The 13,873-nt window shown below is 59.5% G+C and carries 9 protein-coding genes; all 9 read right to left on the bottom strand.

Annotated elements, in window-relative coordinates:
• Positions 1 to 248: 248 nt before the first annotated feature.
• The 9 genes from ET418_RS11930 to ET418_RS11890 all read right to left on the bottom strand — a co-directional run bounded on the left by ET418_RS11930 (position 249) and on the right by ET418_RS11890 (position 13,346).
• Positions 249 to 1,544 (bottom strand): nitrite/sulfite reductase, encoded by a 1,296-nt coding sequence (locus ET418_RS11930; protein ID WP_149307845.1) that lies wholly within the window; start codon positions 1,542 to 1,544, stop codon positions 249 to 251.
• Between the two features lie 716 nt (positions 1,545 to 2,260).
• The gene (locus ET418_RS11925) at positions 2,261 to 3,217 is read right to left on the bottom strand and encodes a hypothetical protein (RefSeq protein WP_149307844.1); all 957 of its coding nucleotides are present in this window, start codon (positions 3,215 to 3,217) and stop codon (positions 2,261 to 2,263) included.
• A 193-nt stretch (positions 3,218 to 3,410) separates the two neighbouring features.
• Positions 3,411 to 4,346 carry a DUF3421 domain-containing protein gene (locus tag ET418_RS11920; protein WP_149307843.1) on the bottom strand — a complete coding sequence of 312 codons (936 nt, stop codon included), beginning with the start codon at positions 4,344 to 4,346 and terminating at the stop codon, positions 3,411 to 3,413.
• A 158-nt stretch (positions 4,347 to 4,504) separates the two neighbouring features.
• A complete protein-coding gene (locus ET418_RS11915) occupies positions 4,505 to 8,497 on the bottom strand; it encodes a translocation/assembly module TamB domain-containing protein (RefSeq protein WP_149307842.1) in 3,993 nt (1,330 codons plus the stop codon).
• Positions 8,494 to 10,296, bottom strand: a complete 1,803-nt coding sequence (locus ET418_RS11910) for an autotransporter assembly complex protein TamA (RefSeq protein WP_149307841.1) — start codon at positions 10,294 to 10,296, stop codon at positions 8,494 to 8,496. The genes ET418_RS11915 and ET418_RS11910 overlap by 4 nt, the downstream gene beginning before the upstream one ends.
• A 32-nt stretch (positions 10,297 to 10,328) precedes the next feature.
• Entirely contained in the window at positions 10,329 to 11,390 is a 1,062-nt protein-coding gene (locus tag ET418_RS11905; protein ID WP_149307840.1) for an AI-2E family transporter, read from the bottom strand.
• Between the two features lie 115 nt (positions 11,391 to 11,505).
• Positions 11,506 to 11,715 carry a hypothetical protein gene (locus tag ET418_RS11900; protein ID WP_149307839.1) on the bottom strand — a complete coding sequence of 70 codons (210 nt, stop codon included), beginning with the start codon at positions 11,713 to 11,715 and terminating at the stop codon, positions 11,506 to 11,508.
• A gap of 63 nt (positions 11,716 to 11,778) precedes the next feature.
• Positions 11,779 to 12,093 carry a BON domain-containing protein gene (locus tag ET418_RS11895; protein ID WP_149307838.1) on the bottom strand — a complete coding sequence of 105 codons (315 nt, stop codon included), beginning with the start codon at positions 12,091 to 12,093 and terminating at the stop codon, positions 11,779 to 11,781.
• 131 nt (positions 12,094 to 12,224) lie between these two features.
• The gene (locus ET418_RS11890) at positions 12,225 to 13,346 is read right to left on the bottom strand and encodes an OmpA family protein (protein WP_149307837.1); all 1,122 of its coding nucleotides are present in this window, start codon (positions 13,344 to 13,346) and stop codon (positions 12,225 to 12,227) included.
• Positions 13,347 to 13,873: the final 527 nt, after the last annotated feature.

Raw genomic sequence — 13,873 nt, 5'->3', positions numbered from 1 at the left:
GTAGTCAGAGCAAGTTCGTACCCTGCAGCGAGGGCATGATGCATAGAACGCACTCTTCCGATCTATAAATCACGGGTAATTGAGCGATGAACTAGTGAAGGGGTTATCAGATGGTGTGTGAGGAGGTAGTGAACCACACAAACCAGGTGCGGTGGGGTACAGCTGTCACGGCTCGCCAGGAGTCAGCCGTGGTGTCATCTTTTGGAGTTGCGCACGGGCGCAGCGAACCATGCCTATTCCGGCATCCATCAGCCGATATCTTTCACCCTGCTGAACAGTTCATCCGCAGTGAAATCATTTGCCGAGAGCGTGCCGAGCCCGGCATCGGTACGCCGATAGATGTCGAAGCGCGGAGTGCGCTTGCCATTCTCATCCTTGTGCAGTGCAGAGCAAACAATACCGACATCGGCCAACTGCGGCTGACTGCAGGAGTTGGGGCAACCGGAAATGGCCCAACTTTGGGTTCGGCCCTGTTCTCCGATGAGTTCCAACAGTTCAATGGCCACGTCACGGGTTGACGCCAAGCCCATAAGGCACTCGTGGCTGCCGGGGCAGACTCGCATGGCTGGTGCAGTTACGGCAAAGTCTAAGCTGGTCGATTGCTGCAATGCATCCAGAATTGGGGCAGCTTCGACCCCGCGTGACAAGAGCAGAGCGATATCCTGGTTGGCGGTAATCATCAGCACGCCATCGGCGTACCTGTCGGCGGTATCGGCGATCTGCTCGAGTTGCCCAGCGGTCAGCTTGCCGGCGAACAATTGCAACTCCAGACGCTGGCGCCCGTCGTAGGACGGCACCAACTGTTCCGGCAGCCCGCTGGTACGGGGGATTTCCTCTCGGAACACGACTTCTTCCTCAATCAGTCGGCACAATTTCGCTTCGCCGAACTCCCTGGCCAGGAACTTGAGACGCTTGGGGGGCGGCGCATGAGTGGCGTAGACCTTGACGATTGCCTCTATAACCGGAATGATGCGTTCTTCGGGGAGCCGCTGCTTAAACAGGAAGCCGGGGCGCGGTTCGCGCCCCAAGCCGCCGGCGATCCATACGTCGTAGAGGTCGCGACCATCTTCGTTCCCCGCCAGTACCAAGCCAACGTCCTGGATCAGGTGCCGGCCGCTGACCACACTGGCTTCGATGCCGATCTTGAACTTCTTGGGTAAACGTTCGAAGCGGGGGTTGCCAGTAAATTGTCGATGGAGACGACGGGCAATGGATTCCAGCGCCGGAAACTCCTGGGCAGCCTGGCTGCCGCAGGTAATGCCGCGAACAGCACCACCGCAGGCACCGCGCGCGGTCAGACCGACTTTGGCCAGGTCACGCTTGACAATGGGCAGATCGCTTTCCTTCAGCCAGTGGATCTCCATGCTGCCGCGGGTGGTGAGGTGGATGGTGCCCTGGCCGAAGCGTGAGGAAACGGCGGCGACTGTCCGGGCCTGACTGGAGGAGATGACTCCGGCCGGAAGTTTGACACGCTGCAGGTAAAAACCTTCCTGACGCTGTTTATAAATGCCGTCAAGGCGGTATTCGGAGCCGGTTGTAGTCATGCGTTACATCCCCTCAATTAATGTAGTTGACAGGGGTAACCTCACGAGTAGGCAATCCCCCTTTTCGTATGTTTCGACCAGGCTCTGATAGTACGCGTTAAAGTCGACGTTAGACTGCATTTCTGTTTGTTGCTATTCCCTTATTATTTCCGAAGGTATGATTCCGGGAATAACTCTTTCCGCCAACGGGTAGAGTATATCATTCTCTTTTGCGATATGTTCTCGCAAAAAGTGCTGCATAGCCCAAGGTATTTTTACGATATCACCCTCGCGACCGGAAGGCCAGCCATAGCTTCATTAACAGCCGTTTCTACTCCACGCACAAAAGCTCTGCCCTGCTCGTATTCCATCAGTATTACAGCTACCGGACTGTTCTCGTGCGGCATGCCGTTCTCGACCAGCGCGGTGATGTCGCAGAAATCGCAGTCGAAGGGGCATCCCCGGCACTACTGGATATTCATGGCGACAGAGTTCCTGACCTCTATCAGATCCCAGAGCTGGTTGGGGTGAGCAAGCGGGCTGAAATCTCCGTTTCTGCAATCATCGCACTCGGCACTTGCCCTAATTTTCAAAGGAATCCTTTTGCCAATCCAAGGCACGTTTTGTTGCGCCGCGTAAAAACGACCTGCCAAATCTATGGCTCAATCAAAAAAAGGCCGAGGGCTTAAGGAGGCGAATCACCTCCGGCCAAAGTTTATGTGCCGTAACGGCCCACGTCAAAACCGGTAACCGATGCCACCGAGGAAGATGTCCGTGTCGCGGTCGTATCTGGTAATAATCCGGTCCCAGGTCGCCCGTATGAGCCAATCCTGGCTGATGCGGCAACTTCCCGTTGTTGAAAAAATAATGGGGACTCGCACATGCGTGGCATCGACACGGCGGTCAATGGCGAAATAGGGGCCGAGACCGACGCCCAAGGCGATACGGTCATGCAGGAAGGGCTTTGCCAGCCAGAGTTGTGTGGTCAGACCGTACCGGTCGATCAAGGAACTTCTCCCCTCGTAAAGAGCCCCCGCCGTCCACTCAATAAAGCGCCAGAGGCCGCGCCGGTATTCGAGAGCGACGGCGCGTGAATGACCGTCGCCGGGGATGTTCACGACCGTTTCGCCGCCAAACGCTGTCAGTTCGTTATCGGTGGTTCTTTCGGAGAGGTGGGTACCTTTTACGTCAGGTCCCTCTGATGGTGGGGCATCGAGTTGGTAACCGATACCGGCGAGCGCCGACAGGGAATCGAAGCTTTTGTCGCCCTTGATCCAGTAGCCTTGCACCTGGAAAAATACGCGACTCTTGGTATACCAGGTTGCCGCCACCTGGGTCATGGTCCCCCAACCGTGCAAGTCACGCGGGGAGGCATTGGCAGAGAGTTTTGTGTCGTAATAGAAAACACCGCCGACACCGGCCCCCAGGGAAAGCTGCCGGTCGAGCAGATTGGTCCGGAGCCAGAGATTGGCCGCATTGCCGTCACGGTGGTGGGAGATGAAGTGCCCCTGGTTCAGATACGACAGGGAGTACGCGAGATGTTCGCCAAGCCCCTCCATGTACTGGACTTGCCAGGCGAAGGTTTTCTCAACAGGGTTATTTGCCGCCCCGTAACCGCCGAGCAAGGTGAGTTCCCCGGCAAGGGCCGGGTGCGCAAGAAAAACGAATATAATCACAAACAGTTTGTATCGCATATATGGTCTCCCCTCACTCAAACTCCGTCGAAAGCGTGGTTATGCACGGGTTCTGTCAAAAGGTTACAGGGCAACAAACGCGCCAGAGAAAGGCGGTCGTGCCGTGGCCGTCATATTTAGCATAACTGTCACATCTGACGGATTGTATCTGTCGTAAGGTGAACTCTTTTGCGCAGTTCCAGAGGAAAAACACTCACTGCACACCTGTCGCGATCCGTCGCTGGAGCGTCACCTGGTTCTCATGCTCTTTGGTCTTTGCTGCAAGATAGTCCTTCCTGTCAAGATCAAAAAGTTGCTTCCTGTAGCGGGCCGTAAGATCGTACCACTCGTTGATTCTCATGCTGAAACGGCTTTCTTCGGGGTAACGCAAGGTATTCATAAAGGACTGGATCGCAAAAAAGTACCGGACCGCACTGCGTTCGACCGCGCCGCGCGGTCCGCCGATATAGATGGGGTTGCCGCTTTCGTCCGTGCCGGTCACCGTGAATCCGACCTTGCTCCGGCCGAGTGTCGCAAAATAGATCTTTGCCACGAAGCGGAGGGCAACGCTGTCGCTGTAGGCATAACTGACGTGGACAAATGTCCTGCCCCCAGTAATGGGCAGAGCCTCGAACCGTATCCTGTGCTCCTTTGTGCCGTACGGACCTTCGGCTGCATTGAGGACAATATCCAGATTCCCCTGCCGATCAACGCTCCGGTAATGGAAAATCACACTGCGCGTGTCTTCAAGAGGTTGATAGGCTCTACTGCCGAGGTAAAAGGTCAGGAGCCAATCGACCGGCAGCTTGCTGTAGGTGCACCCCTTGACATTGGGATGGAGAGGCGCGATATCGCACCAGCTTGTCGGAACCGTGAGCACGTCGACGATGGTGTTGAATGGATGCTCGAAGATCCCGTAGACATCCACATGCACGCGATCCTCTCGCTCGGAAGACTCCACAACGAGAGGAAAGCCGAAGCTGCTTGTCTCCAATTTGGCCCTGTTTCTCTGATAGGTGTCGAACAGGAGGCTTTCATCCGACTGAGGCTTTGCGCCGGCCGACGCGAAGCCGGCGGGAAAAAGAAGCACAGCCGCGGTCAGGAACAGGAAAAAAGCGGGAAGCTTTTTGAAATGGGGCATCGTATTCACGCGAACCCCCTCACCGAGCATTGTAATCCGTTATAACCATCGGTCAAACAGATTCAGGACGGAGCTCTGCTACACCTGCGGTTCTACTCAATCAGGCCAGAAAAAATCGCCCCAAATCCGGCCGCGATACCCGAACAAAGTCATTTACGAACAAGTTCTTATTTGAACTCCAGTTTGTAGAAGAGGTCGGCGCCGCTCTCTGTGCCGGTCTGGGTTTCAATCTGCCACTGTTTGAAAATATCGTACCGGAGCAGGAACAGGTTGCTTCCGGTAAACAGCGACTTACCGTAACTGATGTAGAGTTGCGGGGTCAGATACTTGCCCACGGTGAGCATCGTCTCGGTGACACCGGGCTGCTGCGTCGCCGGTATGGTTCCGGGAGGGGTCACCTGGAGCGGTTTGTACCCCATGGGGCTGGCGGTTCCCCCGACACCTCCCTGAATCTCCAGGGTGCTCAAGCCGAGGTGATTCTTTATCTGTTCCTGGAGGGTCCCAGCCTGGCCGGACGTGAGCAGAGCACCGGCAGCCTGGGCCACGAGACTGGCCTGTTGACTGTTGCTGCCGAGCGGGTGGCCGAGAACGATATATGCCAGGACATCCACATCAGGCATGGCAGGCTCGGAGTAGAGCTTGGTGACCGGCTTCTGGAGGGTTCCGGCAACCGTCACGCCGGCCCGCACGTCCCCAATGGTGCGCAGAGCCAGAAAATCCAAGGAGGGGCGATTAATCGGGCCGCCGGCAAAAAACAGACGCCCACGGACGATTTCCAGGTTCACGCCGTAGGTCCGGTACCGTCCTTTGGCCACCTTGATCTCACCTCTGCTGGTAATGCTGTCGAGGCGGGTCAATGACAGGTCCAGGGCTCCGCCCAATTGGGCGTCGATGCCCGCGACCTTGACGAAAACCTTATCGCCCAGCAGCACCCGGACCTGGGCGTCCAAAACCAGGGGAGAGGCCTTGGCGACCGGCACGGCCCTCCCCTCCATGATGACATCGCTGCTCGGCGCGATGGCCGAACGGGACGGTGCCCCGACGATGTGCAGTTCTGGCAGGCGCAGTTCGCCACGTAGCGTGATTTTTTGCGGGGTTCCTGTAAAGGTGAGCTTCGGCGTGCTCAGAATCTGGAGTTCGGGGAAATAGACCGTTTGAAAATTTTCACCCGTTATGGTGCCCTGATAGCCGACAACCCGCCAACCGGCCAGGGTGAGAAGCGCCGTCCCCTCCACGTGGCCGGGACCGGAGACAGCCCGGAAGGTGTCGATCCGGATGAGATTCTTTTCCAGGCGCGCCGCCAACTGGACGTCCTTGAGGTGAACGCCGGCGGTGGGCAGATACGCACCGGCCTTGGCCAGCTTCAACGTGCCTCCGATTTGGGGCGTTTCCCAGGTTCCGTTAATGGCAAGTTCGGCGGCAAGCTCACCGGAACTTTCCTGAACCAGCCCTGGAAAGAGTGCGGTAATAATGCCTTTTTCCTGGAATTGCCCGGTGAGCGATGCCCGGAGAGGTCCCTGCGGGTCAACGGCAACCGGGAACCGCGCCGGAACCGGCAGTTGGAAGTTTGCCCGCGCCTGGCCATGGTCAGCCATGGTGAGGGCAAGGGTACCCGCAAGCGTTGCTCCCCGCCAGTTCCATGAGGCCTCCGCGGCGTTGAAGGTGAGGTTCAACTCCCCGTCGGGCCGTGTCCGATGTAACGCCCCCCCGGAAAGCGCGGCAGTGCCGGTCAGTTCAAAGCGCTGTCCCGGCAGCAGGATGCCGTTCATCCGGCCGGTGATGTGCCCTGCAAGTACGGTGTCGCGGGGGAGCCATGGTTTGAGCAGCGCCAGGTCGATCCCGCTCAATTGCGCCGTCAGTTCCCCTTTCTCGGGCATGGCCAGACGGAGCGGGGCGGATGATGAAAAGACCCCCTTCAATCTGCCGCCGTTCGCCGTGGAGAGATCCATGCCAGCGCGCACGCCCTGTTCGCTGCCGTCAAGGGTTACCTGGCTTCGCAGGACGGTTATGCTCGTCCCCTGCCCGGTGAAGGTCCCGCTGCCGGAGGCGCTCCCTGCCAGGGTGAGCCGCTTCCCGGGCAGGAAGCCTAGCCGGACCGTGCCGTTGCTGTTTCCCGTGAACTGCATATCCTTCAGATAGGGATTGGCCCGAGCCAGGTTCAGGCCGGCCCATTTTGCCCGGACCTGACCGCTCAGCGGATTCAGGGCCAGATCGGAGGCGACTTCGAGACGCTCCGCTGTCCCGGCCGTGAGGGCCAGGGGAGATAGGGAGAACTTTTCTGCGCTGACGGCAAATGTTGCAGGAGCCGTCAGGTTCCACGGGCCGGAGCGGTCCCTGCCCGCGAGACGGGTGATCTCTCCCATCCAGACACCGGAGTTGTATCCTGCCGCCAGATTAAGCCGCGCCTCGCTGCCAGCCGAATGCAGTGTCGCGCTCACCGCGTGATGGGGCAGCGTTCCGTCCGCGTTCAGGGTGACGGCACCCAGCGCATAGCCGTCATAGACCGCATCACGCAGGGACACGGAGGCATGCAGGGGATACCCCGCGCCTTCTTCAAGCCGGGCAATCAGCGTGGCGGCGGCTGCCCGAGCTCCATGCCAGACAAGCTTGCTCCCTGTACCGGCGACGGCGCCGCTGAGATGCCTCTCGCGCCAGCGCACCCACCCATCGGCCTGGAGCGTCCCGGCCGCGCCCGGAACCAGCCGGGAAAGGTCGGTGATCCGTGCGGTTACGGCCAGCCGCCGGTTCAGTTCCCCCGAGGCGTGCAGGTCAAAACCTTTGCCCTGTAGCGCCAGCCGGGAGAGGTTAAGATTGTTCTCGGCAAAACCCGCCTGTACCCCGCCGGTCAGCGCCTGCCCGTGCAGACGGCTTTCCAGGAGGACACCGCTGACGCTCCCCGTGAGAGGCGCTTTCCCGGACCAGGCCAGTGTGCCGGTGGCATTGAAATTCGCCCTCCCCTTCCAGTCGGGGGCAATCCTGGCAGGGTTGAGATTCCGGCCGTTGATCGCCCCCCGCATGGCAAAGCCGTCACGCCAGTTCATATCCAGGTTGCCCGCCAGGGAACCATCGAGAAACCTGGCGTTAAGCGGGGCCAGCTTTATGCCGTCACGCGTGCCGCGATAGGTCGCCGAAACGGACGCCGCCCGCCAGCCTTGCGCCCGGTTGGTCAGGGTAACATCGCCCCGATAGCTGTCCAGGCCCCCCGCGAACCTCAGGGTGCCGGAGAGGTTTGTCGGCACGTTCAGCTGGGGGGCGAGATCGAGGCCGGCCGCCGTGACCTGCAACGACAGGGCCGATTCCCGGGCTGTGAACGTCAGCGAGCCATCGGCGGTGAGCAGCCCCTTTTGACCCGGACTGGTCAGGCGAACCCGCCGCAGATTGAAGGCATTGTGCGCCATGCTCACATCGCCGGTTAGTTCCAACAGCTTCCGGGTGCCCGCCGTGCCGGTGATGGCGACCGTCCCGGTAAACGGCTCAGGCCCTGTGCCGTTGCCGCGTCCCACCTTCAACAGGAACCGGTCCATCTCCGCTAGGCGGTGCGCGGGGGCAACGGCCAGGTCTGCCGTGAGGGATGGCTGTCTGAAACCTGCCGAGACAACGCCGCTTATCCGGCCGGAAGGTGCTGCCGCCGTGAGATCGCTGATGGCAAGAAGACTGTCGCGCCAAGTGACGGAAGCGGCGATCGACGTTACCGGTACGGGTTGTTCCTGGCGGCGGCGATAGCTGAGGTCTGTCACCTGCAATCGTGTGATGATCCCATCGAACTGCTGCGCCACCTGGGGTACCCTCGGCCAGGCCAGAATCGGCGGTTTGTTGGCGGGAGGGGTATTGTCCTGAATCCGCACCCCGCTGGCGGTCAACTCCTGGATAGCGACGGTGCCCGACAGGAGAAGGAGCGGCTTCCAGCGTAGTTCCAGGCTGCCAAATTCCAATTTTTGCTGTGACAGGCCGATCCGCACCCCCGTGAGGAGCAGACGGTCGGCAATCCTTCCTTCGACCTTTTGAACGGAGAAGCTGCCTTCGCTCAGGGAACCAGCCGTCCCCAGGAGCCAGCGGGCCCCCTCGGTTGTGGCAACGACCCAGACAAGGGCCGCAAGCGCGGCCCCTGCCAGGGTAATCGCCACAGCCGCCACGAGACTCTTTGGGGTCGGCCGTTTCATAGTTCGAACCCCACGGTGAAGTGGAAATGGAGCGCCTGTTTTTCCACCCCCAGCGGCTGGGCAACGGAAAGGTTCAAGGCTCCTACCGAGGTGTAGTAGTGCAGGCCGACGCCCGCCCCTTGGAACAGCTTGATGGCGGAGAAGTTATTAAAGGCGTTGCCTGCATCGTAAAACAGGGAAACGCCCCAATCCTTGAAGAGCGCCCGTTCCAGTTCCATGCTTGAGGTCAGGAGCTGTTTGCCCCCCACGACCTTGCCCGTGGCGTCGCGCGGGCCGAGGGATTTGTAGGAATAGCCGCGCACGCTCTGGTCACCGCCGGTAAAGAAGCGCAGCGAAGGGGGAATATCGGTCAAGGGATCGTTCAGCAGGGTTGCCCCGGCATTGGCCCGCATATGCAGCGAAAGACGCCAGGGGAGCGGCAGAAGATAACTCCCCGCGGCCAGGATCTGGACCAGTTTCGTGTCCGAACCGAGCAGTTGATGGGTGCCGTGCAGGTCAAGGGTGTAGCGAAAACCGCGGCGGGGACGTACGGGATTGTCATATCGATCATCGGAAAAACGCAGACCGGGCAGCAGGAGTCGCGCGGAGGATTTCTGGGCGCCTACGGTATAGTCTTCGTACTGGGCCTTTATGTAGGCGGTGCCCAGCTTGCCTGGGCCGAAACTCCGGTTGCGGTCCAGCTCCAGGGCCACTATGCGGCTGAAATAGGTCGTAATATTCTCCTGCTGCAGGTTCAACTGCAACGTCGTTGAGCTTCTGACATCCGTCGGGCTGGGCAGGACATAACCGGTCACCAACCCTTGGAGCCGCTCGGCAACATACAGTTGCGAATACAGTTCGTGCCCCTGGTGAAACATGTTCAGGTCGCGGTAACGGACGGTGAACCGCGCCCCCGTGTCCGTGCCGTAGCCGATGCCCGGCCGCACGCTTATGCGCGGCCCGGGTGTCAACTGCACGGCTATCGGCACCCTGTGTGCCTCGGCATCCTGCTTTTCCGGCGTGATGACGACCTCTTTGAAGCGCTCCGAGTTGGTGAAGTTACGTTGGGTTTCGCCGAGATGGGGATAGGAAAAGACCTCGCCGGGTGCATAGGTCAGATGGCGGCGCAGAAAACTGTCCGGATAGTCGGGCGCCCCCTGGATGCGCGTTGCTCCGAAATAGTATTTCTCGCCCGTATCCAGGACCAGCTCGATAGTGGCGGTTGTGGCGGACGGGGCGACGCGGATCTCGTGCCGGGAAAATTCGGCATCCAGGTAGCCCAGATCCCGGGCCCGTGCGGTGAGCGCCGTCTTGGCCTCCTCGTACTTCTGGTGCAGCAGCACATCTCCCTTGTGCAGGGGGAACGCCGCAACCAGCCTCGCCAAGCCTTTTTCCTCCTTGCCCGGCCCGACCATCGTCACGGTTACCCCGGTCAGGCGCACCGGTTCTCCCGGCGCTACCGTGACCAGCAGGCGGTAGCGTTCTCCATCCGGTTCGACCGTAACCGTGACCAGCGCATGGTAATAGCCGAACGGCTCCAGCGCGGTCCTGGCCTTATCGCCCGCCTGCCGGGCAAAACGGTCGAGCCAGAGGCGGTCCACCGTTCCTTCGCGCACCAGTCCGGCCGGGAGAGCGAGCGTCTCCTGCACGTTTTTCAGCGCTGCGTCTTCAACGCCGGTAACAACGATCTCCACCGGTTCGGCGGCATGCAGCGGCAGCGCGAGGCCGAGCCAGAGCATCAGGAAGGCAAGGACGGTCTGGGCCGCACCGAGATGGGGTTCTGCATGGTCATATGCGTATCGTGATGTGAAGTCAGGCATACGTAACGGTCTTCGGAACCAGATGATTGAATTCAAGCCTGGCTCTGCAACGATCCGACACCCATGACATCCCGCCAAACAGTGATGAGGATCGCAAAGAGGACAGGACCCACGATAAGACCGAGAATTCCCAGGGCAAACACCCCGCAGATCGCTCCGAGCACAACCGCCGGGATAGGTATATGAACGGTGCTCTTTGCCCCAATGGCAAGGGGGCGTATCGCATTATCGGCAAGGCCCACGAAAAACACGCACCAGAGCGCCAGGAGTCCCGCCTTGAGATAGGCGCCGTTTATGGCGGCAAGGGCAACGAGCGGCACCCAGACAATACCTGTGCCGACAACCGGCACAAGCGCCGCCAGGGCCGTCAGAGCACCGCAGAGAACCGGGGCCGGAATCCCGGCGACAAAATACCCGAGGCCGGCGGTTACGCCCTGCACCAGGCAGGTAAAGATCGTTCCGACGGTCACGGCGGTAACGGTGGCACGAATTTCGGAACAATAGCGGTGCACGTTGTCCTGATTCGCGGCCAAACGGGCGATGGCAACCGACACGATCCTGTCGCCGTCACGGTAGATGAAGAAGAGCATGAACAGCGCCACCGCCAGGGTGAAGAGGAGTTCCCCAAGGTTTTTCGCGGCGTTGGTCGCCACATCAAGGAGATACCCCGAAGCGCCGGCAGCCAGTTTTGCCGCGAGACCGGAGAGATCGATGCCGAACCGCTCTCCCATGCCCCTAATCTCGTTTGCAAACGGAAAATGGCTGAGTGCGCCCGCCCCGGTCGTCGAAAATGCCAGAACGAGCCGCTCGCCTTCCGTGTACCAATCGGCGGCGTTTTGTACGACCAAGACGATCAGGCCCGCAACCGGCAGGATAAAGCAGACGGTTATTGCAAGAACCATCAACCCGGCAGAGCGCCCGGGGTGGCCGGGACACCTCTTGACCAGCCGGTCGTGGTGGGGAAGGGTCGCAATGCCGATGATGAGCGCCCACGTCAGCGGTTTGGCGATTGGGGCCGCCAGTTGGGCGAACAGCCAGATTGCTGCTGCCGTGGCAAAGGCGGCCATGATGCTCACGTATATCTTCTTGTCCATTAATTGCCACCTCTCTGGAGTGGGAAAGTACCCAGAGAGAGTATCCCGCACAAAACCGGTTAACGCAATGGAGACGAAGAACTCCTGACGGGTCAGGACCTTCAGCCAGACAATTTTACCGGGTTCCCAACGACAGAATTATTGCTGCGACCTGCACACTGATAAGGGCAACCACCGTGATGGCGATGGTGCCGTAAGTGACGTTAACCATGGTCACCACAGAGTAATACCGGATCAGCACCCGGCTCGCGAACACCTTATGGAGAAATGCGGCAACGTGCGGGGGGGCTTCGTTGGCGACGAGTTGGGCGAAGCGTCTGCCCATGACCTGTGAGCGCTCTGTAGAAAAAAACCCGCCGGAGCGGGTCGTAAATCTGGGATCATGCCGCTACTTCACAACCAGGTCGTTTTTGACCGATTCGACGCCAGTAACCTTGCCGGCGACCTCACCGGCCCTGGTAACGCTCTGTGGCGAATCGACAAAACCGCTGAGCTGTACTACCCCTTTGAATGTCTTGACATTGATCTGCAACGTTTTCAGCGTTGCTTCGTCAAATATGGCGGCCTTTACCTTGGTTGTGATGACCGAGTCATCCACATACTGGCCGGTGCTTTCATGCTTTTGCGTGGCGGCGCACCCCAGGAAAGCGGTTATGAACCCCATGCAAACCAGTAATTTTATAATGCGATGCAGTTGAGCCATAATATTCTCCTTTTCTGGTGAGCGGTAACCTTGCCAGGCAGTTCCGAACTACTATCACATGCCGCACCGCTTTGCGGCAAAAAGCGAGAAAGGGCGTATCGCGGTACGCCCTTTTCGGATGCCTCTTCGCACTACTTCTTGATCACGCAGTCGATGATGGCGTTGATCCGGCGGTTTTTCTGCCTCCCCTCGGGCGTGGTGTTATAGGCGATGGCACGGGTTGAACCATACCCCTTGGCGGAAAGCCGCGAGCGTTCGATGCCATGTTTATCCGCCAGGTAGTTCACCACGCTTTCGGCCCGCTGCCGGGAGAGCTGCATGTTGTAATCCTGAGCTCCGACGTTGTCGGTATGCCCCTCGATCACGGCGGTGGTCGTCGGGTACTTCTTCATGTACTCGCCGACCCCGTCGATCTCGCCGTAATAGCTGGGTTTGATCTCTGCGCTATCCGTAGCGAATTCCATCTTCAAGGTCATGCAGAGCCTCTCGGCGGGCTGGGCGAGATCCTTGACATCGAGAGCACAGTCGATGATGGCTTCGATACGCCGGTTTTTCTGCCTCCCGGCATCGGTCGTGTTGTCGGCGATCGGTTTTGCTTTGCCGTACCCCTTGGCGGAGAGGCGGGAGGGATCGATGCCGAAATCATTCGTCAGGGACTTCACCACGCTCTCGGCGCGCCGCTGGGAAAGTTGCATGTTGTAATCGGCGCTGCCGACTTCGTCGGCATATCCCTCGATGGTGGCGGTGGTCGTCGGGTTTCTTTTCATGAATTCGCCGACCTTGGCCACTTCATCGTGATACTGGGGGCGGATGTCGGCCCTGTTGATGTCGAACTCGATATCCAGGGAAACGCAGTATTTCATCCGCTCCGGGGTCGGTTCAGCGGCCGGGACCGCGAGAGGTTGGGGCGTTATATCCATGGTTGTTTGCGGAGGACAGAGGGCATTAGCCAGTGCGGTCGCCTGTTTTGCCAGTGCGGCGCCCTCCTCGGTGTGGCATGCCCTGAATACATCATAGGCGTGGTTCTTGGCAGCCTCGGCAGCCTTGAATTCGGCAGGGCAGGCCTTGTCCTTTCCGGCCTGACGCGCTGCCTCCACCGCCCGATCCGCTTCCTGCATTTCGTAACGGATATAATGGCCAGGTATATTGCCGCGCTTTGTATTTACCTCGTAATTGGCACACCCGAAGAGCATGCCTACGGAGGTTGCCGCGATCAGGAAGGAAGAAATTCTCCATGCTTTTGTCATGTCCATTTTTTTCTCCTTTACAGAGGGTATCGGCCTACCTTCGATCCTGTTTTTCTTCCCCGCCCCTTTCAGGTTTTCCCTGTTGGGGTCTGGACTGTTGTGGCATCTCCTGGCGTTGCGGCTGTGAGTGCTGTGGTTGAGCTTGCGGCCGGAATTGTTGTGGCTGCGCCTCTCGGGGTTGTGGTCTCTGTTGTTGCGGTTTTGCCGCCTCCCGTGATTGCTGTTTTACCGGTTGGGACTGCGGCCGAGATTGCTGCGGCCTGACCTCCCGGGATTGTGGCCGTTGTTGTTGAGGCTTGGTGGCCTCTCGCGATTGCGGTTGTGTCCGGGATCTCGGTTGGACCGCCTGAGGCGGTTGTCGTGATCGCGCTCGGGGTTTCAAGCCCTGGACGCCCCATGTCTGTTGTTTCTCCCAATGCCTGTTCTTTTCCCAGCTGCGCCAGTTCCGTTGGACCTGTTGATGGGGTATGCGCCGGTAGTTCCATTGATGGCCTTCCCAGCGATGATTCCGGTAGTCATCCCTCCAACCTGAC

This window comes from Oryzomonas rubra (assembly GCF_008369015.1).
GTDB lineage: Bacteria > Desulfobacterota > Desulfuromonadia > Geobacterales > Pseudopelobacteraceae > Oryzomonas > Oryzomonas japonica.
The sequence above is the reverse complement of the archived record's forward strand: the minus strand, read 5'-3'. Positions and strand labels throughout refer to the sequence as shown.